The organism is Streptomyces sp. NPDC002825, assembly GCF_040295385.1.
In the GTDB taxonomy this organism is placed as follows: Bacteria; Actinomycetota; Actinomycetes; order Streptomycetales; family Streptomycetaceae; genus Streptomyces.
Map to the genome: position 1 here is coordinate 46875 of NZ_JBEOVH010000019.1, position 18478 is coordinate 65352.

The following is an 18478-nucleotide window of genomic DNA, read 5'->3' on the forward strand; positions in this document are numbered from 1 at the left end:
CGTCGACGCTGCCACCGTCATCTCATGGGCCGGCACGCCGCACCCGCAAGCGACTCGACCGGGCACCGTTGGGCCCCGGCTCAGGACCGTTCGGCCCTGTGCCGCTGACAGCAGCTGCGAGGAACGTGAAGGTCAGGGAGCACTGCTCTGGTTCCCCAGCGAACCGACCACCGGAGGGCGGAGCGCAAGATGTGTGGGGATGCCTCGCAGCGTACGGACACGACGGGAGCTGAGTGGCGTGTCGAACGTGACGACCACCGACCTCTACGAGGTCACCATGGCCCTCTCCTACCTCCGCGAGGGCATGCGATCACCTGCCACGTTCAGCCTCTTCGTACGGGATCTGCCGCCGGGGCGGGGATTCCTCGTCGCTGCCGGCCTGGAGCCCGCGCTCGACTACCTCTCCGGCTTCACGGTCGGTCCGGCGGACGTCAGGGATTTCGCCGAGGTGCTGCACCGCCGGGAGCAGGACCTGCACCCGCTCGTCGGACTTCGTTTCGACGGCGAGGTGCGGGCCGTACCCGAGGGAACGATCGTCCTCGCCGGCGAGCCGCTCCTTGAGGTCACCGCATCGCTTCCGCAGGCGCAGCTCGTCGAGACCTACCTGCTCTCGCTCGCCTGTCACCAGACCGCGGTCGCCTCGAAGGCCGCTCGTTGTGTGATCGCGGCCGCGGGACGTCCGGTGATCGACTTCTCGCTGCGCCGCAGCCACGGTCCGCAGGCCGGCATGACCTCGGCACGGCTCGGAGCCCTGGTGGGGTTCGCGGGCACGAGTGACGTGGCCGCCGCCGTCCGGTACGGAATCCCGGCGTCCGGCACGATGGCCCACTCGTACGTCGAGGCGTTCCCGAACGAGCTCGACGCCTTCCGCGCCTTCGCCCGGGCACACCCCGGGTCCGTCACGCTGCTCGTCGACACGTACGACACCGAGCGCGGCACCCGGACCGCCGCGCGCGTCCTGAACGAGCTGGGCGCTCCGGAGGGATGTGCGATCCGCCTCGACAGCGGCGACCTCGGCCTGCTCGCGCGGCGCGCCCGCAGCGTCCTCGACGAGGCGGGACTGCCGGGTGTGCGGATCATCGCCAGCGGAGGCCTCGACGAACACGCGGTCGACGCGCTCGTGCGATCCGGGGCGCCGATCGACGTGTACGCCGTCGGCACGAAGGTGGGCGTGTCCGCCGACGCCCCGTACCTCGACGCGGCCTACAAGCTCGTCGCGTACGACGGACAGCCGGTCATGAAGCTGTCGTCCCGCAAGGTCACGGCCCCCGCGCCCAAGCAGGTCTTCCGCCGGCCGGACCTCGTGGACGTCATCGGACTGCGCGACGAGCCGGTCCCGGTCGGCGCGGAACCACTGCTGCACACCGTGATGAGGAACGGTCGCAGGATCGGGCCGCGCCCCTCCCTCGCCTCCACCCGCGCCCGTTTCGAGACGGACCTCAAACAGGTACCGGAGGCGGCACGCCGCATCGACGGACCGGAGGCGCCGGTGGCCTCCGTGTCACCACGTCTGGCGGCCCTGACGAACGAGGTGAGGCGGCGCATCGCCGCCGCGACCGGGAGTGACACACCATGAGGCACCGCAGCGTCGCTGATCTGATGACTCCCACGGTGGTGAGCGTCCTCCCCGGCGCTTCCCTGAAGGAGATCACCCGCCTGCTGGACGAGTTCGACATCACCGCCGTGTGCGTCGTCACCGAAGCGAACCACCCGCTCGGCGTGATCTCCGAACGCGATCTCGTCCGCCGCCAGGCGGACGGCGGAGAGGCAAGCACAGCCGTGCAACTCATGACGAGCCCCGCTGTGGTGGCACGGCCCGAGTGGAGCGTGGTGCGCGCGGCCCGGGTCATGGACCGGCAGGGCGTCAAGCGGCTGCCGGTCGTGGACGAGGAGGGAGCGGTCGTGGGGGTTCTGAGCCGCAGCGACCTGATCCAGCTCTTCCTGCGCCGCGATCGTGCGATCCAGGAGGAGATCGTCGAGGACGTCCTCACCCACACCCTGCGTCTGCCTGCCTCCGCGGTGAACGTCGAGGTCGCCGACGGCGTGGTGACCCTCAGTGGCGTTCTGCCGCGCCGCGGTCTGGGACCGGTCGTCATGCGGCTCTGCGGCAGCGTGGACGGCGTCGCGGGTGTCGTCGACCGGCTGCGGTACGAGGAGTGAGGACGGCGACGGCGGGGCCGGCACCGCTGGACGCGCCGGCCTGGACGTCGCTGTGGCGAACCGTCACGTATGGCCACGACACCCGGAGGTGCCGGATGCGCGAACTCGGCACCAGGGGCCAGCGGCGCGCGGCATACCCAGGCGAGCCGGAGCCGGCTGGCGTGGAGGCCCCAACCGCCTCGGTTCTTCGGCCGTACGTCCTCCCGCGCCCGGGACGCGTGGCGGCGGCTGCCGGTCGGCGGCGTGGCGCGTACGAGGCCGCCACAGATGTCACCGAGCGTGGAAAACGCCGACCAGGACTCTGCGGGTCCCGGTCACCGGGGGTCTCGAATCCAGTCGGGCGCGGACCAAGAGCGCGGTGAACCCGGGGTCGTCGCTGGGCCGCTGGCCGCACAGGCCCGCCGGGCGGTCGACGGCGTGGGCGCGCGCGGCGAGCAGGGCGATGCTGCGGACGACGGCGTGGTCCCTCTCGTCGAAGACGTGGGCCAGGGCCTGGTGTCCCCCAGGCCCCAGGCCGCGCTGACGACGACCTCGGGGAAGCCGCTCTCCGGGTCGAGGGTGAAGACGACGCCGGCGCCGGCGAGGTCGGAGCGGACCATGAGCTGGACGCCGACCGAGAGGGGGACGGTGAGGTGGTCGAAGCCCATGCGCTCGCGGTAGTCGATGGCCCGGTCGGTGAAGAGGGACGCGCAGCAGCGACGGCACGCGTCCACGAGCCGGTCTGCGCCCCGCACGTCGAGTACGTCTCCTGCTGGCCGGCGAAGCTCGCCTCGGGCAGGTCTTCGGCGGTGGCGCTGGAGCGCACCGCCACGTCGGGATCCGTCCGGCCGCACTCCTCGGCCAGTCGCCGGTAGGCGCCGACGATCTCGTCCCGCAGGGGCTCAGGCAGTGGTTCGGCGAGGAGGAGGGAGCGGATGCCGGAGCCGACCCCTTCGAGCGGTGCGCCGTCGTGGAGGCGCCCGGTCTGCTCCTCGATCGCCTCGCGCGGCCCATGGTCGGCGAGCAGCTCACGGTATGCCTCGGCGGCGGTGGGATCAATCGGAAGGGGACGAACGGTCCGTGCGCGGCCGGGCCCGGTCGGCCCCGGGTGCGGTGCCGACCTTCCCCGTCGCCCCAAGCGGCGGGACGGTGATGAGGGGGCAGGCCGCGGCGTGCAGGAGCCCGTGGACCGTGGAGCTGAGCCTTGTGGCGGAGCCGCCGCCATGGCCCCTTCGGCCGACGACGAGCGCAAGGGCTTCCTGGGAGGCGCGAGTGAGCTCCTCGACGGGGCGGCCGCGCACGATCTCCTGTTCGATGTCGACGTCCGGGTATCGCTCGGCCCAGCCCGCCACCGACTCGGCGAGCAGCCGACGGCGTTCGGACAGCCCCTGGGCGACGTCGTCGCGGGCATGCGGAGCGCGGGACCAGACCCAGAGGGCGCGCAGTCGTGCTTCGCGCAGGCTCGCCTCCGCCACGGCGAAGGCGACGGCCGCCTGGCAGTTGCTGCTGCCGTCCACGCCGACGACGATGAACGGCGGGTGGACGGCGGGGCGTTCCGGCTCCCCGACCACGACGACGGGACATTCGGCGCGCGCTGAGAGCGGGACGACCACGGACCCCTCGCTGAGGACCTCGGCGACCCGGCCGAGGTGCCGTGAGCCGACCACGGCCAGATCGGCGTGCGGCGTCCTGGCCACGAGAACCTCCGCCGGGGTCCCGACGACGAGCTCCGCCTGGGTCGGTGGCCCGGGGCGCAGCTCGCGCACCAGGTCCTCGACGTTGGCGAGTGCCGACTCGGCCCGGAGTCGCAGCGCGCTCAGGTGACCACCCACGTCGTGACGCAGTCGATCGTGGACCGGGGGCACGGCGACGACGAGACGCAGCCGCAGTCCGCGACGTACGGCTTCATCGGCGGCCCAGACGAGCGCGGGGATCGACGGATGGCGCGGATCGACTCCGTGCACGATCTCGTTCACTGCTCCTCCCGGCGCTCCGAGTCCGGGAAGCCGGACGGGACGATCTGCACGGGGCAGCGGGCATGGTGCAGCACGACGTGTGCGACCCGTCCGAGGGCCGGCGCCACGCCCAGGGCACGGTGCTCGGTGCCCATCACGAGAAGGTCCGCACGCGCGCTGGCGTCGATCAGGACGCCCGGGGTGCTGGTGCCTGTCTCGACGTGATGGCTGACGTCAAGTTCCGGGTAATCGTGCCTGAGGAGATCGGCGATCTCCTTCACCTCCTGGAGCCGTGCCTGGGCGATCTCGTCCAGGTCGTCGAGCATGGTCACGACGCTGCCGACATGGGTGAGCACGTTCCACACGCTCAGCAGTCTCAACGAGGCCTTGCGTGCCTCGGCCTCGGCCGCCGCGACGCGCAGCCAGCCGAGGTCGGATGCGCCGTGCACGGCCGCGGTCACCACGCCCGTCTCCGGCCGGTCCCCGTGGTCACGCACGACGATCACCGGGACAGTGGCGCGGGCGGCGACACCCAGTCCGACCGAACCCAGCATCAGCGCGGCGAACCCGCCGAGACCCCGGTCTCCCACCACGATCGTGCCCCGGCGCCCGGCGATGGAGGTGAGTCCGGCCACCGGCTCCAGTTTGCTGAGTTCCTTGACCACGGTCAGATCGGGGTGATCTTTCTGGACTGCGGCGGTCGTCTCGTCGAGCAGGCCGCGGCCCGCCTCCCGTATCGCTTGAAGAGTCTCCGCACGGACGAACAGGGCGCGCCGGTCGGTATCGGCAGCGTGCACGAGGTACAGGGACTGCCCGCGCCGCGCCGCCTCGTCGGCGGCCCACATTGCGGCCGACCGGGCCGACGGGGAACCGTCCACCCCCACGATGACGGTGCCGAGTTCCGGACGGACGGGAAAGTCACTGCTCATCGCTCCTCCTCGGAAGTACGTCCGGGGGCCGGGGGGATGCTTCCGCCCCCTGGTGCGGCACCTTCCACGCTGGCACCACTCCGGGACACCCGCGAATGGGCCCTCGGTCCCTTTGCGAGCCCTCCCGGCTTTCTCCTCGCGGACCGGCTCCGGAACCTCATCCCGGACACATCGGCATACCGCAGGGGACCCTCCACGGCATCCGCGGTCGCCGTCGGTCTTGACGGCTCGCCGGGAAGCATCGCCGCAGCGGACTGGGTCGCCCGCACAGTCCGCGCAAGCTTCCACCCCGCCCCGTCCGCGCCGACGAATGCCCGAGCACGCCCCAGTTCCCGATTCACGTTCGCGCGGAAACCGGCGAGCGCACCGGACGGTTCCCGCGGGACACCACGACCGCCACGCCTGCCCGCCTCGTTCCTGAGATGAGTACCGATCAGCCGCAGGCAGGGCGACCGAGGAGTTGACCGACCTGGCGCACGACGCCGGTCTGACGGTGCCCGCCTCCCGTGGGCCCGGTGGGGTGTCGGCTTCCCCATCAGCTCCGTGTTGCTCGCCGTCGTGGTCCGGGTCGTGCAGCCCGCGTCCTGATGCGCCTGGGCGCGCAGACACGCCCGCCCGGCGAGCAGCGACCTCGATGAACTGCTGCGGCCGTGGCGCGGCACCCTCCGGGGGCCGAGGCGGCGGCGAAGGGGGTCGCCGGGTACGCCGCGTGCCGGCTGCACGCAGCGGTTCGGAGTGCGGAGCTGGTGATCGTCCGTCGCCGCTGGCGCGTGATAACGCTCGGGCTCCTTCTCGGCCCCGTGACGCACGTGGTGATCCGCCACTGCCCGGAGCTCGTCGCGGTGGTTTCGCTCGGTGACCCGCCCGGACCTCACGGCCACGCATCGTGACACCCCCACCCCGGCTCGCCCCGCCCGGCGCCCCACCGCGCCGGGCCGTCTACGCCGGACTGTCCGAATGACCCTCGACTCCTGGAGCGCCCTCCACGACGATGCGCCGACCGGTGACGCGGCGCGGCGTCAGGACCATGACCACGTCCCGCCCGTCCCCCGCCCACGGGCCCGTGTACAGCGCATTCTGCAGCCGTCGTTCGGCGAACGCTTCGGTGACGCGGCGGACCCGGCCCACGACGAGGACGCTCCAGCCCTGGCTGAAGGCCTCGTCCACGTGGTCGGTCTCGAAGGCGATCTCCGTCCCGGCCGTACGCACCACTGCCGCGCCCGGCGCCGTCATGAAGACGATCTCCCCGTGGTCGATCTGGTAGTTGACGGGGAAGGCCGCGGGCCCCTCCTCGGTGGTGAAGACGATCCGCCCGACCCCGTGGGTGCCGAGCAGGCGCCGGCACTCCGGCTCGTCCAGCTCGGTGAGCCGGGCGTCGCGTCCTGCCCGGCCGGTGCCGTCCGGCAGTTCGGCCGTGTACCCGGTCAGGTCCTGGACGGTGCACTCCAGGGCGTTGGCGAGGCGGGCCATGAAGGCGATGCCCGGGGTGGCCACCCGCTCCTCCAGGTACTGGATGTAGCTCGGTGCCGAACCGGCGCGTTCGGCCACCTCGTCCCTGGTCAGGCCGAGAGCCTCACGCCGGGCGGCGACCCGGCGGCCGATGTCGCCGCGAGCGTGCGGAGTGGCACCGGTCATCACCGTTCACCCCCGGTCGGAGCGTGGTGGCGCTGTGGGACGACGGCGACCGGGCAGGCGGAATGGTGCAGCGCCCGGTGGGCGACCCGGCCCAGCTCCATGCCGACGTGGCCCTCGCGGCGCCGTGCTCCGACGACCAGCAGGTCAGCCGCCGCCGACCGCGCGACGAGCGTCTTGTGCGCGGGGCCCTCGACTGTGGTGCGCCGCAGCCGCACCTCTGGATACGCCCGGACAGCGGCCTCCACGGCCTCGTCGAGGAGTACGGTCGCCTGCTGTTCCTCGTGGTGCGAGGCGTCGCCTGTGAGCAGGGGATGGGCGACCGGTTCGTGGGCCGGGCGCCTCCAGGCACGGACGACATCCAGTTCGGCCTGCCGGAGAGCGGCCTCGCGGAAGGCGAAGAGGACGGCGGGCGAGTCTACGTCGTGCTCGCCGACGCCGAGCAGGATGCTGCCGTGGCGCGCCTCCAGGGCATGCCGGTGGCCACGCACGACGATGACGGGACTGTGGGAACGGGCTGCCACGATGAGCCCTACGGAGCCGAGCAGGAGGTCGGCGAGTTCGCTGCGGCCCCGGGATCCGACGACGACCGCCTCAGCCGAGCGTCCTTCCCTGATCAGAGCGCTCGCCGCGTCCTCGGCGAGGACGTCCGTCGTGACCTTCAGGCTTGGGGCGCGACGCAGGGCACGTTCCGCCGCGATGGCGGCGATGTTCTCGGCGAGCACCTGCCCGGAAGGGCGGTTCATGCTCCAGACCGGTACGGAGCCTTCGTACCGCTCCCACCGCGAGGCGTGCACGATACGCAGCGGGAGTCCCAGGCGTACGGCCTCGTCGGCGGCCCAGTCCGTCGCCGTCAGGCTGGCGTCGGAACCGTCGACTCCGACCACGAGGGGCGTCTCCATGGCCCCCACCGCCTTTCGGGATGCGAGATGCCTCCCTGTCACGCTCACACGGGAAGGAGGAGGCCGGGTAGGTCCGGTCGGTCCCGGCCGCGGTCCGCCCGGACCTCATGACACTGGAACGTCGGGAGGAGGGGCCCATCCGCTTCTCGCGGATCCTGATTGCGCGGTGCGCGGCTCGACATCCGTTTCTCCGCGTCTTTCCAGGAGGACCTCTCCTCACCTTCAGGAAAGCACGCGCCGAGTGCCCCTGCCAGGGCCGCCCGGGCCCCGACGGCCCCCGTTCGGCCCTTGCCGTACGGGAAACGGCGGCGGCACCCTCGGATCACCGGCGCGCGGCAGCAACGGGGGCCCGCAGGCAGCGGACATCCGGACGGGCCTGGGCCGCAGCGGCAGGTTGTCGTCTGCTGAGGCGGCCTGCTCGGCTTCGGCGAATGCCGGCAGAGGGAGGCAACCGAGGGGGACTGACTCGCGTTCTTGCCGTCCTCGATGGTGAGCTTCTTCGCGAACTCGGGGACGGGGACGCCCGTGTCCTTCAGTGCGATGGCGAAGGTGAGCATGTCGTCGTCGGTGACTCTCGCGCAGCCGATCTCCTTTCCCCCATACGAGCCGACTCGTGGCCCCTCCTGTGTCCGGTCGCGGATGTACTCGCGCTCCATGCCCCGACATCGCGGCGAGCGCGGTGAAGACGACGCCGCCCGGGTCATGGCTGCCCTGGAGGTCGCCGGTGAGGAACTGCAGGCCGATGCCGCCCGCGCGCAGGGGCTGCGGGATGCGTCAGCCGGCGAGGTTCTCCTTGACCCACTGACGGAGGTCGGTCACGGGGATCGCGTGCCGCGCGTTGTAGGTGTCGTCCTTGGCCCACGCGACGCCGCGGCCCTGCGCGAAGACCGCCCGGTACTTCCGCGTCACGTTGTCCGGGTCGGCGGCCAGCTCGTCGAGCAGCGACGGAACCGTCCACACCATACGGCGGAACGGACGCTCGGCGCAGGTAACCGAGGGCCCACGCCACCGACATCACCCAATCAAGTTGAGCAGCGCGGATCCTGCAGCTGGAGTCCGGGGGCCCGCCCACCGTCGGTAAGGGGTTTTGGCCGAGTCGACAGGGCGGGCGGGCTGCCTGGCGCCGTGGATGCTCACGGGTGAGAGCGCTCCTGGCGGCACGCGGTGCGGTGGTTCCAATGTGCCGGAGCGGCGGGCTCTTCCGTTCGTGCCGGGGGCAGAACCCAGGAGGGCTGTTCCGTCTCCGCCGACGAGGTACAGCAGAGCTCCCTGGACTTGGTTGCGCCCAGGGAGCCTGCAGGAGAGTCCGCCGTCGTCCAGGAAGGACTAGAGCGCGATCCACTCGATGGACGTCGTGACCTCCTTCAGGACGTCCGGGAGCGGCTCGATGCCGAGTCCCGGGCCCGTCGGGACGTCGAGGTGGCCGTCGGACAGGACGAACGGCTCGGTGATGTCCGTGGCGAAGTAGCGGTGGGAGCCGGAGGTGTCACCAGGGAGGGTGAAGCCGGGGAGGGCCGCCAGGGCGACGTTGGCGGCGCGGCCGATGCCGGTCTCCAGCATGCCGCCGCACCAGACGGGGATGCCGTGGGCGCGGGCGATGTCGTGGATGCGGCGGGCTTCGAGGTAGCCGCCGACGCGGGCCGGCTTGATGTTGATGATCGAGCAGGCGCCCAGCGAGATGGCCGCCGCGGCGTCGGCGGCGGACTCGATGGACTCGTCCAGGCAGATCGGGGTGCGCAGCAGCTTCGCCAGCTGGGCGTGCTGGACCATGTCGTCGTTGGCAAGGGGTTGTTCGATCAGGAGGAGGCCGAAGTCGTCCAGCTTCGCGAGCTGTTGGGCGTCGACCAGGGTGTACGCGGCGTTGGCGTCGACCTGGAGGAGAAGGTCGTCTCCGAAGCGCTCGCGGACGGCGCGGACCGGTTCGACGTCCCAGCCGGGCTCGATCTTCAGCTTGATCCGGACGTAGCCCTCGGCCACGTAGCCCGCCACCGCGTCCAGGAGCTCGGGTATCGAGTCCATGATGCCGACGGAGACGCCACAGGGGACGCGGTCGCGGGCAGCGCCCAGATGGGCCGCGAAGGACTCGCCCGACAGTTGGAGTTGGGCGTCGAGGACTGCTGTCTCCAGGACCGACTTGGCCATGTGGTGGCCGGTGAAGGGTTCCAGTGCGCGGCCGACGGTCGCCGCGTCCACGCCCTCCTTCGGCAGGGCCGGGACGAGGAAGCGACGCAGGACATCCTGCGCTCCGTCGACGTACTCGGAGCAGTAGCGGGGCTCGGACATGGCCGCGCACTCCGCCCAGCCTTCGATTCCGTCGGCGGTGACGACGCGGACGAGGAGGACGTCGCGGCTGGTCTCGATGCCGAAGGAGGTGCGGAAGGGGGCGACGAGCGGCATCGCGATGCGGCGCAGTTCGACGCCGGAGATCGTGGTCTTCATGTGCGGGTGGCTCCTGGTGCGTTGGTCAGGGGGTGGTGCGGTGGATGACGTAGCTGCGTCGGTCGTGGAAGCCCGCGACGCGGGCGCCCTCGGCGAGCAGGCCGCCGAGCACGTGCCGTACGGCCAGCCGCCATTCCCGGGCGGCGCCCGGGTCGGTGCGGCGCAGGAACTCGATGTCGTCAGGGAGGTCGATGAGGACGGTGCCGGCGTCGGTCGGGTCGATCGCGGGGCGGCCGTCGTCGTTGCGGACACCACGGGCGACATCGGCGGGCAGGTCGAAGGCGTACGGCCCCGCGGGCGCCGTCAGGTCCCAGGCGGTCAGGACGCGGTCGGACTCGTCGCCGCCGTTGATGGCGTCGTCCATGGCGCCGTAGAAGGACGGGAGGTACTCCTCGGGGCGGGCGCCGAGCTTGACGAGGTTGAAGTAGGCGTTGCGGCGGATCAGCGGGTCGTACGTCCAGGTGATGCGGCCCAGTCCGCGGGCGAGGGCCCATTGGCGCTGGTGCAGTTTGAGGGCGAGGCCGATGCCGCGGCCCTGGGAGGCGCCGGTGATGTGGGAATGCAGGGTGGTGCCGACGGGGTCGCCGTAGAAGCCGACGGAGGCGCCGACCAGGCGGCCCTGCTCGTAGGCGCCGGCCACGTAGTTGCCCGCGTGGGAGAGGGCGCGCATCACCTCGGCGGAGACGGGCGGGCTGTCGGCGGCTGTGCCCCATATGCCGGCGTAGAGGCGGCTGACGGTGTCGAGGTCCTCCATGGTGTGGAGTTCCCTGACGTCGAGTGCGGTCACTTCATCGCTCCGACGAGGTGGGCCAGGAGCCGGGCGCGGGCCGGCATGGTGGCGGTGACGACGTGTTCGTGGTCGGCGTGGGCGCCGTCGCCGACGGCGCCGAGGCCGTCGAGGGTGGGGCAGCCGACTCCGGCGGTGTAGTTGCCGTCGGAGGCGCCGCCGACGGCGGCCTGCCGCAGGGGGTCGAGGCCGAGTCGCGCGGCGATGTCGCCGGCCAGGGCGAAGAGCCCGCGTGAGGCGTCGGGGTCCAGGGGCGGGCGGTTGGGGCCGCCGGCGATGTTCAGGCGCGCGTCGGGGTGTTCGGGTCGCAGGGTCCTGATCAGCTGGTCGACCGCGTCCTGGGCGGCGGCGCTGGGGACGCGTACGTCCACGCTGAGGTCGGCGCGGGCGGGGACGGTGTTGGTCGTGGTGCCCGCCGAGGCGAGGGTGGGAGTGATCGTCGTCCCGGGCCCCGTTTCGGCGGTGACCGTGTCGGCGATCCGGCTCAGGGCGAGGACGTGGTGGGCGAGTTCGGTCGCCGCGTTGACGCCCTTCTCGGGTTCGAGGCCGGAGTGGGCGGCGCGGCCGTGGACCGTGATGTCGTAGAGGGACACGCCCTTGCGGCCGGTCTTGAGTGCTCCTCCGGGTGCGGAGGGCTCCAGGACGAAGGTGGCCGTGCACTGACGCGCCAGGTCCTCGATGAGCGGGCGGGAGGTGTCCGAGCCGACCTCCTCGTCGCCCGTGACGAGGACGCACACGCCATCGAGGGAGGGCTGGGAGGCCAGGGCGTGGAACATCTGCACCAGGCCGGCCTTCATGTCGAAGACGCCGGGGCCGCGGGCGATGCCCTGCTCCACCGACCAGGGGTGGGTCTTGAGCGAGCCGATCGGCCAGACGGTGTCGTGGTGGCCCAGGAGCAGGACGCGCGGGGTTCCGAAGGTCCACTGGACGTGGGTGACGCCGTCGGTCACAAGCGTCTTTGGGCGGGCGCCGAGCAGCCGGGCGCCCTGCTCGGCGACCACCCGCGCGCTGCGGGCCACCGCGGCGTGGTCGGCGGAGTACGACTCGCAGGTCACGAGTTCTTCGAGGTCGGCGAGCATGGCGTCGAGATCGGGCGCAGGGGTGGACGCGTGGTCCGCTCGCGGGGGGTGGGGTTCTCGGTCAACCGGCACTTGGTTCCTCCAGGTGGGGATGACCGCCACGCTAGGCAGGCCGGACACGGCCCGGTTGGTGGCGCAGTGACAACCTGGGCGCCCGATTCGTACCGGGGACCCAATGCCTGTGGAACGGCCGGTGCCCGGCGGCTCGTACGACCCGCCGGGCACCGCTGCAGTACGGGTCGTCAGCCCATGTGCTTGGTCATGAGCTGCCGCATGTTCCCGCCGAGGATCTTCAGGATGTCCGTTTCCGGCAGTCCTCGGCGGACGAGTGTCTCGGTCACCAGGGGCATTCCGGCAGGGCCTTCGAGGCCGGGGAAGTCGAACATCGGGTCCTCGTCGTCGAGGTTCTCGCAGCAGGGCGGGGTGACGTCGTGCATGACCTCGCGTACGAAGTCCGAGCCGAGCCCGATGTGGTCGATGCCGGCGACGGAGACGACGTGCTCGATGTGGTCGACGATGCGGTCGGTGTTCACCTCCGCCTGGTCGTCGGTGAGGAAGTCCGGTACGAAGTTCACGCACACCACGCCGCCGGTGGCCGCCACGCCGCGGATCTGTTCGTCGGTGAGGTTGCGGTGGTGGTCGCGCAGGGCGCGGGCGCAGGAGTGGGTGGCGATCAGGGGCCGGGTGGCGAGCTCCAGGACGTGGGCGACGCCGCTCGCTCCCAGGTGGGAGATGTCGAAGAGCATGCCGAGGCGTTCCATCTCCCGCAGCGCCTCGACGCCGGGTTCCGTCAGCCGGCTGCCGGTGGCGTCCTCGCGGCTGCCGTCGGCGAGCGGCGTGCGTCCCCAGTGGGCGATGGAGGCGATCCGTACGCCGAGCCGGAAGAGGGTGGGGAAGAGTTCGACGGAGGCGTCGATGCCGGGGGCGCTCTCCAGGGCGAGGACGAGGGCGATCCTGCCCTCGGCGAGGGCGGCGTCGATGTCGTCGCCGTTCAGGCACAGCGCGACCTGGTCGGCGTTGGCCTCGGTGAGGACGTGGGCGCACTCGATCATGCGGAGGGTCTGCCGGAGTGCGCCCTCGGGGCGGTACTGGTCGTCGATGAAGACCGGCAGCACCTGGATGTCGATGCCGCCCTCGCGCAGCTGGGGCAGCCAGCGTTCGCGGAAGAAGGCGCCCCAGCGCTTCGGTGGGCGTGCGGCGACGGCCATGAGGAGGTCGTTGTGCGCGTCGGCGACGACGGCACGGCGGTGGAGGTCGTGGGACACGACGATCCTTTCGGGCAGGGGGAAGGCGTCCGGCGGCCCGTACGGGGTGTCGGGCCGCCGGACGCGACGACGGGGGCTCAGGCGCGGGCGAGGCGCGGGACCGCGTCGAGCAGGGTGCGGGTGTATGCGTGCCGCGGCGCCCCGATCACGTCCTCGACAGGGCCGGACTCCACGAGCCGGCCATGGTGCATGACGGCGACGGCATCGCAGGCGTATCGCACGACGGCGAGGTTGTGCGAGATGAACAGCATGGTCAGGCCGAGTTCGCCGCGCAGTTCGCGCAGCAGGTTGAGCACGGCTCCCTGGACGGAGACGTCGAGGGCGGACGTGATCTCGTCGGCGATGAGCAGCTCGGGCCCGGCGGCGAGGGCGCGGGCGATGGCGACGCGCTGGCGCTGGCCGCCGGAGAGTTCGCGGGGGTACTTGCTCGCGTACGTGGCCGGGAGAGAGACCAGTTCGAGGAGCCGCCCGACCTCCGCCGCCCGCTCGACGCGCGGGACCCGGGTGCCTTCGGCGATGGCGTCCCCGATGCTCATGCGCGGGTTCAGCGAGGAGTAGGGGTCCTGGAAGACCATCTGGACGCGGCCGGGCGCGACGCCGGTGACCGTGCCCCGGTACGGAGTCAGACCGGCCACGGCGCGGGCGAGGGTGGACTTCCCGGAGCCGGACTCCCCGACCAGACCGGTCACGGAGCCCTCGGGGACCTCCAGGCTGACGCCGTCGACCGCGGTGAAGGAGCCGTATCGGACGGTGAGTCGGTCGATGTTCACTGGACCTCCCAGCAGGCCACGGAGTGGTCTTCCGTACGGGCGAGCAGCTTGGGCCGGATCGCGCAGCGGGCGGTGACGAAGGCGCACCGGTCGGCGAAGGCGCAGCCGTCGCCGACGTCGCCGGGCGCGGGCTGGCGGCCGGGGATGGTGCTGAGGGGACCCGACCGGTCGGTGTCCATGTCCGGCAGCGAGCCGACCAGGGCGCGGGTGTAGGGGTGCCGGGCGTAGTGGAGGCCGTCGGCGGGAAGCTCCTCGACGATGCGGCCCGCGTACATGACGGCGATCCGGTCGCACAGTTCGCTGACGACGGCGATGTCGTGGGAGATGAACAGGGCGCCCGCGCGCGTCTCGTCCACCACCTCGCGCAGCACCCGCAGCACCTCGCGCTGCACGGTGACGTCGAGGGCGGTGGTGGGCTCGTCCGCGATGATCAGGCGGGGGGTGCCCATGAGGCCCATCGCGATGACGGCGCGCTGGCGCATGCCACCGGACAGCTCGTGCGGGTGCTGCCGGGCGACCTCGGCCGGCTGCTTGATGCGGACCGTGCCGAGGCGTTCGACGGCGCGGGCCCGCGCCTCGGTGCGCGTGACGCCGTCGTGCAGGGTGGCCACTTCGGCGAGCTGGCCGCCGACCCGCAAGGCGGGGTTGAGCGAGGAGGTGGGGTCCTGGAAGACCATCGCCAGGGACGAGCCGAGCAGCTTGCGGCGCTCCGCGTCCGTGAGGCCGTCCAGGTCCACCCCGTCCAGTCGCGTGCGGGCGCTGCCGGCGAGTCCGGGGTAGGGCACGATCTGCCCGATGGCGGCGGCGGTCATGCTCTTGCCGCTGCCCGATTCGCCGACCAGGCCGACGATCTCGCCCTCACGCACGGTCAGCGACACCTGGCGTACGGGGGTGATGTCGCCGGGGAAGGCGACGGTGAGGTCCCGCACCTCCAGGACGGCGTCCGGTGCGGGCTCGTCCCGGGCGGGGGCCACCACGGGGGCGACGGGCTTGCCGACGGGTTCGCTCGTGTGGGCGGCAGCCTTGGCGAAGGTGTCGCCGAGCAGCATGAAGCCCAGGCCGGCGAGGGTGACGGCGAGCGCGGGCGCGACGACCACGGACGGGGTGACGTAGACGTGCCCGAAGGCTTCGTTGAGCAGGCGCCCCCAGTCGTACGAGGGTGCTTGGACGCCCATGCCGAGGAAGGACATCGCGGACAGGCCGAGGAGGGCGCCGCCCATCGCCTGGGCGGTGTTGAGGATGAGCGGCTCGGCGATGTTGGGGAGGATGTGCCGGGTGAGGATGCGGTGGCGGGGCACGCGCAGCATCCGGGCGGCCGCGATGTAGTCCGACCCCGCGACGGTCGCCGTCATGGTGTGGGTGAGCCGGGCGAAGGTCGGTGCGAGGGCCACGCCGATGCCGAGGACGGCGCCCTGCGCGCCGAGACCGGCGACGACGGCGGTGAACATGGCGAGCAGCAGGGTGGGGAACGCCACCAGGAGGTCGACCACGGCGATGACCGCGCGGCCGGCCGGTCGCGGCAGGATCTGCGGCAGGGTGCCGAGGAGGATGCCGGAGACGGTGCCGATCAGGGTGGCGAGGAAGGCCAGGCCGAGGGTCAGCCGGGTGGCGACGAGGGTCCGGGCGAGCAGGTCCCGGCCGAGGGCGTCGGTGCCGAGCCAGTGTGCGGCGGAGGCTCCCTGGCTGATCTCCTTGGGGTTGATCTGGTCGGCGGCGTCCTGCCAGATCGGCGGTCCGACGACGGCCAGGAGGATCATGAGGGCGACGAGTGCGGCGGCCAGCAGACCGACGGGGTTTCTCAGCAGGCGGCGCATCAGCCCTCCCTGCGGGTGGAGGCGGACGGGGTGGACAGGGTCGACTTGGGATCGAGGACCCCGAGCAGGATGTCGACGAGGAAGTTGACGACGAGGACGAGCGCGCCGTAGACGAGGATCATGGCCTGGGCCACGGGATAGTCCTTCTGCGTGATGGCCTCGACGGTGCGCAGGCCGAGACCGGGCCAGGCGAAGACGTTCTCGACCAGGACGCTGCCGGTGATCAGACCGCTGAGCAGCAGGCCGCCCATGGTCAGGGTCGCGGTGAGCGTGTTGGGCAGCAGGTGGACCGCGTAAAGCCGCCGGGCGGGCAGGCGCTTGGCGTGGGCCAGGCGCATGTAGTCGGTGTCGAGTTCGCGCAGGGTCTCGACGCGAGCCAGGCGGGCGATCATCGCCGCCGGCGCGATGGCGAGCGCGGTGACCGGGAGCACGAAGGAGGCGGGCCCGGTGAGACCGGCCGGCGGGAACAGGCCGAGGCCCAGGGCGAGAACCAGCAGCAACGCCAGGCCGTAGAGGTACTCGGGGATGGCGACGGCGGCGCCGGTGAGCGTGGTGAAGGCGGTCTCGGTGCCGCGCCGGCGTCCGTTGTGGGTGCGGACGGCGGCCCACAGGCCGAGCGGTACGGCCACGGCCAGTGCGACGAGGGTGGCGAGGACCGCGAGGGCCAGGGTGTTGGGCAAGCCCTGGCCGATGAGGTCGGTCACCGGCTGGGAGGAGAAGAACGAGGTTCCGAGATCTCCGGAGAACAGCTGCTTGACGTAGTGCGTGAACTGACTCAGCAGCGGCTGGTCGAGGCCGAGTTCGCTCCTGCGCTGGTCGACCAGTTCCTTCGGCGCGGTGGGGCCGAGCATCTGGCGCAGCGGGTCGCCGGGGATCAGATGGATCATCGCGAACGACGCGGCGACGAGCACGGCGAGGGATCCGGCCAGGCGCAGCAGCTGTCGCGCGAGGAAGAGCGGGGTCACGCGTCGGACGCGGCGGCGTGGTGCGGCAGCCGGGGCCGTCTCGTGCGGGGTGAGGGCATCGGTCGTGGTGGTCACTTCCGTCCTCCCGTCATACGGATCGATGTCGCGTCGAAGAGGCCCGACGTGATGCGGAAGGTGGCGTCGTGGGCGGCGACGGTGACGGTCTTGTCGACGACGGGGACGATGTCGCCGCTGTCGATCAGGGCGTGCTCCGACTGGTCCCACAGGGTGCAGCCGGCGGTGCCGGGCAGCTTGCTCGCCTGGGCGGTGAGCTTCTCGTACGCCGTGTTGGTGAGGTGGGCGAAGTTGCCGCCGTCGGGGGTGAAGGGGCCGGACAGGGTGCCGAACAGCTGGGTGGGCAGGGTGACGCCGAGGGGAGCCCAGTCCACGTCCCAGTCCTGTGTTACCGCTTCGATCTCGCCGTAGGCGGCGTCGGACACGGCCCGCAGCCGGACGTCGACGCCGATCTGCTTCCATTCTTCGGCCAGGTACTCGGCCGCGGCCGCCATCGTCTCGCCCGACGACGTGCCGTAGATCATGCGGATCGTGAGCCGCTTCCCTTCCTTCGCCCAGATGCCGTCGGGACCTCGGACCCAGCCGGCGGCGTGCAGCGTCGACTTGGCCTCGATCGGGTCGAAGACGGGCAGGTGGCCGATGACGGTGTCGCCGGGGCAGGGCTTGGGGTCCATGACCAGGCCGGTGGGGGTGCGGCCGGTGCCGCCGGTGGCGATCGCCCCGAGGGAGTCCATGTCGACGGCCTGGAGCAGGGCCTTGCGGACGGCAGGGTCGCTGCCGGGGTGGCCCTTGCCCTGGTGGAAGAAGAACTCCTGGGTGCCGTTGGCCTGGACGGTGGTGGTCACTCCGGGGATGTTGGTGACGCGGGCACGGTCGGGCCCGGCCAGCTGCGCGCCGTTGAGTTCGTGGGACTGCAGCAGGTTGGCGGTCGTCGACTCGCTGCCGACGACCTTGAGCACGACCGAGCCGGGCATGGCCGGATCGGCGGTGGTCGCCCCGTCCGGTCCCCAGGCGTAGCCGTCGCGCTTGGCGAAGGTGTAGCTCTGGTTCGGCTCGGCGGAGGTGAGCCGGAACGGGCCCGATCCGGAGGTGCCGCTCGCCAGCAGGGCGCGGTCCTTCAGGCCCGCCCCGCAGACGATGAACAGGTAGCGGGTGCTCTGCAGGATGAAGGCGAAGGGTTCGGGCGTCGACAGCGTCACGGTCCGGGCGGTGTCGTCCGCCTTCGCGGTGAGTCCTTCGGGGACCACGACGCCGTACGCGGGCGACTTGGTGGCGGGGTCGGTGATGTGGGCGACGTTGGCGGCGACGGTGCTCGCGGTCACCGGGCTTCCGTCGGCGCAGGTGACGCCGCGGCGCAGGGTGAAGGTGACGGAGGCGGGCCTGACGTCCCACTTCTCGGCGAGTCCGGATACGATCCGGCCGTCGGGCCCGGCGTGCACCAGGGTGTCGTACGCCAGGGACAGCGCGGTGTACGTGGTCGTGTTCTGGACCTGGGCGGGGTCGAGCAGTCCCGGGTCGCTCTTGATCGCGTAGCTGAAGGCGTCACCGCCGGACGATCCGGCCTGCGCGACGCTGCCGCAGCCGGCCGCCAGCAGTGACACCGCGAGACAGGCGGATATCGCCTTGGCTCTTTTCATCGGGGACTTCATTGGGGGACTCCTTGGAGCGGGAGAGTTGCCCCACAGTCGCGGCTGGTGGCCGGAATTGATTCAGTCGGGGCGACGAAAGCCGCGGGGTTCGTTGGGTGTGGGGTCCCAAGCCGGGCGGCGGTCTCGGAGACGCGTCGG

Annotated in this window: 15 protein-coding genes and 1 pseudogene; 2 read left to right on the forward strand and 14 right to left on the reverse strand. The window is 71.9% G+C overall.

The annotated features are described in order from the left end of the window. Positions 1-238 precede the first annotated feature (238 nt). Entirely contained in the window at positions 239-1576 is a 1338-nt protein-coding gene (locus tag ABT041_RS23500; RefSeq protein WP_351187436.1) for a nicotinate phosphoribosyltransferase, read from the forward strand. Next, positions 1573-2160: a CBS domain-containing protein gene (locus tag ABT041_RS23505; RefSeq protein WP_351187437.1), complete on the forward strand. Its 588-nt coding sequence runs from the start codon at positions 1573-1575 to the stop codon at positions 2158-2160. The genes ABT041_RS23500 and ABT041_RS23505 overlap by 4 nt, the downstream gene beginning before the upstream one ends. Positions 2161-2474: 314 nt before the next feature. Here ABT041_RS23505 and ABT041_RS23510 read toward each other — a convergent pair. From ABT041_RS23510 to ABT041_RS23575, 14 genes and pseudogenes are all read right to left on the reverse strand, one after another. After that, positions 2475-3277, reverse strand: a pseudogene (locus ABT041_RS23510) (PEP/pyruvate-binding domain-containing protein). Further along, positions 3195-4115 carry a universal stress protein gene (locus tag ABT041_RS23515; RefSeq protein WP_351187439.1) on the reverse strand — a complete coding sequence of 307 codons (921 nt, stop codon included), beginning with the start codon at positions 4113-4115 and terminating at the stop codon, positions 3195-3197. The pseudogene ABT041_RS23510 and the gene ABT041_RS23515 overlap by 83 nt, the downstream one beginning before the upstream one ends. Then, positions 4112-5023, reverse strand: a complete 912-nt coding sequence (locus ABT041_RS23520) for a universal stress protein (RefSeq protein ID WP_351187441.1) — start codon at positions 5021-5023, stop codon at positions 4112-4114. The genes ABT041_RS23515 and ABT041_RS23520 overlap by 4 nt, the downstream gene beginning before the upstream one ends. A gap of 939 nt (positions 5024-5962) precedes the next feature. Continuing rightward, on the reverse strand, positions 5963-6658 hold the full coding sequence (locus ABT041_RS23525) for a helix-turn-helix domain-containing protein (RefSeq protein WP_351187443.1): 696 nt from the start codon (positions 6656-6658) through the stop codon (positions 5963-5965). After that, positions 6658-7557 carry a universal stress protein gene (locus tag ABT041_RS23530; protein WP_351187445.1) on the reverse strand — a complete coding sequence of 300 codons (900 nt, stop codon included), beginning with the start codon at positions 7555-7557 and terminating at the stop codon, positions 6658-6660. The genes ABT041_RS23525 and ABT041_RS23530 overlap by 1 nt, the downstream gene beginning before the upstream one ends. Before the next feature lie 774 nt (positions 7558-8331). Continuing rightward, positions 8332-8520 (reverse strand): hypothetical protein, encoded by a 189-nt coding sequence (locus ABT041_RS23535; RefSeq protein WP_351187447.1) that lies wholly within the window; start codon positions 8518-8520, stop codon positions 8332-8334. Between the two features lie 363 nt (positions 8521-8883). After that, complete coding sequence (gene menC / locus ABT041_RS23540; RefSeq protein ID WP_351187448.1) at positions 8884-9996, reverse strand: o-succinylbenzoate synthase; 1113 nt, start codon at positions 9994-9996, stop codon at positions 8884-8886. A gap of 25 nt (positions 9997-10021) precedes the next feature. Further along, a complete protein-coding gene (locus ABT041_RS23545; protein WP_351187450.1) occupies positions 10022-10783 on the reverse strand; it encodes a GNAT family N-acetyltransferase in 762 nt (253 codons plus the stop codon). After that, entirely contained in the window at positions 10780-11862 is a 1083-nt protein-coding gene (locus ABT041_RS23550; RefSeq protein WP_351187600.1) for a M20 family metallopeptidase, read from the reverse strand. Before ABT041_RS23550 ends, ABT041_RS23545 begins: the two co-directional genes overlap by 4 nt. 242 nt (positions 11863-12104) lie before the next feature. Further along, complete coding sequence (locus tag ABT041_RS23555; protein ID WP_351187452.1) at positions 12105-13127, reverse strand: dipeptidase; 1023 nt, start codon at positions 13125-13127, stop codon at positions 12105-12107. A gap of 77 nt (positions 13128-13204) precedes the next feature. Beyond that, complete coding sequence (locus ABT041_RS23560; protein ID WP_351187454.1) at positions 13205-13897, reverse strand: ABC transporter ATP-binding protein; 693 nt, start codon at positions 13895-13897, stop codon at positions 13205-13207. After that, positions 13894-15711: a dipeptide/oligopeptide/nickel ABC transporter permease/ATP-binding protein gene (locus tag ABT041_RS23565; RefSeq protein WP_351187456.1), complete on the reverse strand. Its 1818-nt coding sequence runs from the start codon at positions 15709-15711 to the stop codon at positions 13894-13896. The genes ABT041_RS23560 and ABT041_RS23565 overlap by 4 nt, the downstream gene beginning before the upstream one ends. Next, the gene (locus ABT041_RS23570) at positions 15711-16751 is read right to left on the reverse strand and encodes an ABC transporter permease (RefSeq protein ID WP_351187458.1); all 1041 of its coding nucleotides are present in this window, start codon (positions 16749-16751) and stop codon (positions 15711-15713) included. Before ABT041_RS23570 ends, ABT041_RS23565 begins: the two co-directional genes overlap by 1 nt. Continuing rightward, entirely contained in the window at positions 16748-18340 is a 1593-nt protein-coding gene (locus ABT041_RS23575) for an ABC transporter substrate-binding protein (protein ID WP_351187460.1), read from the reverse strand. Before ABT041_RS23575 ends, ABT041_RS23570 begins: the two co-directional genes overlap by 4 nt. Between the last annotated feature and the right edge of the window lie 138 nt (positions 18341-18478).

Excerpts from the sequence above, each read along its gene's own strand:
- ABT041_RS23550 (WP_351187600.1), bottom strand. The coding sequence starts at position 11,862 with ATGCTCGCCGACCTCGAAGAACTCGTGACCTGCGAGTCGTACTCCGCC.
- ABT041_RS23525 (WP_351187443.1), bottom strand. The coding sequence starts at position 6,658 with ATGACCGGTGCCACTCCGCACGCTCGCGGCGACATCGGCCGCCGGGTC.
- menC (WP_351187448.1), bottom strand. The coding sequence starts at position 9,996 with ATGAAGACCACGATCTCCGGCGTCGAACTGCGCCGCATCGCGATGCCG.
- ABT041_RS23575 (WP_351187460.1), bottom strand. The coding sequence starts at position 18,340 with ATGAAGTCCCCGATGAAAAGAGCCAAGGCGATATCCGCCTGTCTCGCG.
- ABT041_RS23530 (WP_351187445.1), bottom strand. The coding sequence starts at position 7,557 with ATGGAGACGCCCCTCGTGGTCGGAGTCGACGGTTCCGACGCCAGCCTG.
- ABT041_RS23565 (WP_351187456.1), bottom strand. The coding sequence starts at position 15,711 with ATGCGCCGCCTGCTGAGAAACCCCGTCGGTCTGCTGGCCGCCGCACTC.
- ABT041_RS23535 (WP_351187447.1), bottom strand. The coding sequence starts at position 8,520 with ATGGTGTGGACGGTTCCGTCGCTGCTCGACGAGCTGGCCGCCGACCCG.
- ABT041_RS23505 (WP_351187437.1), top strand. The coding sequence starts at position 1,573 with ATGAGGCACCGCAGCGTCGCTGATCTGATGACTCCCACGGTGGTGAGC.
- ABT041_RS23520 (WP_351187441.1), bottom strand. The coding sequence starts at position 5,023 with ATGAGCAGTGACTTTCCCGTCCGTCCGGAACTCGGCACCGTCATCGTG.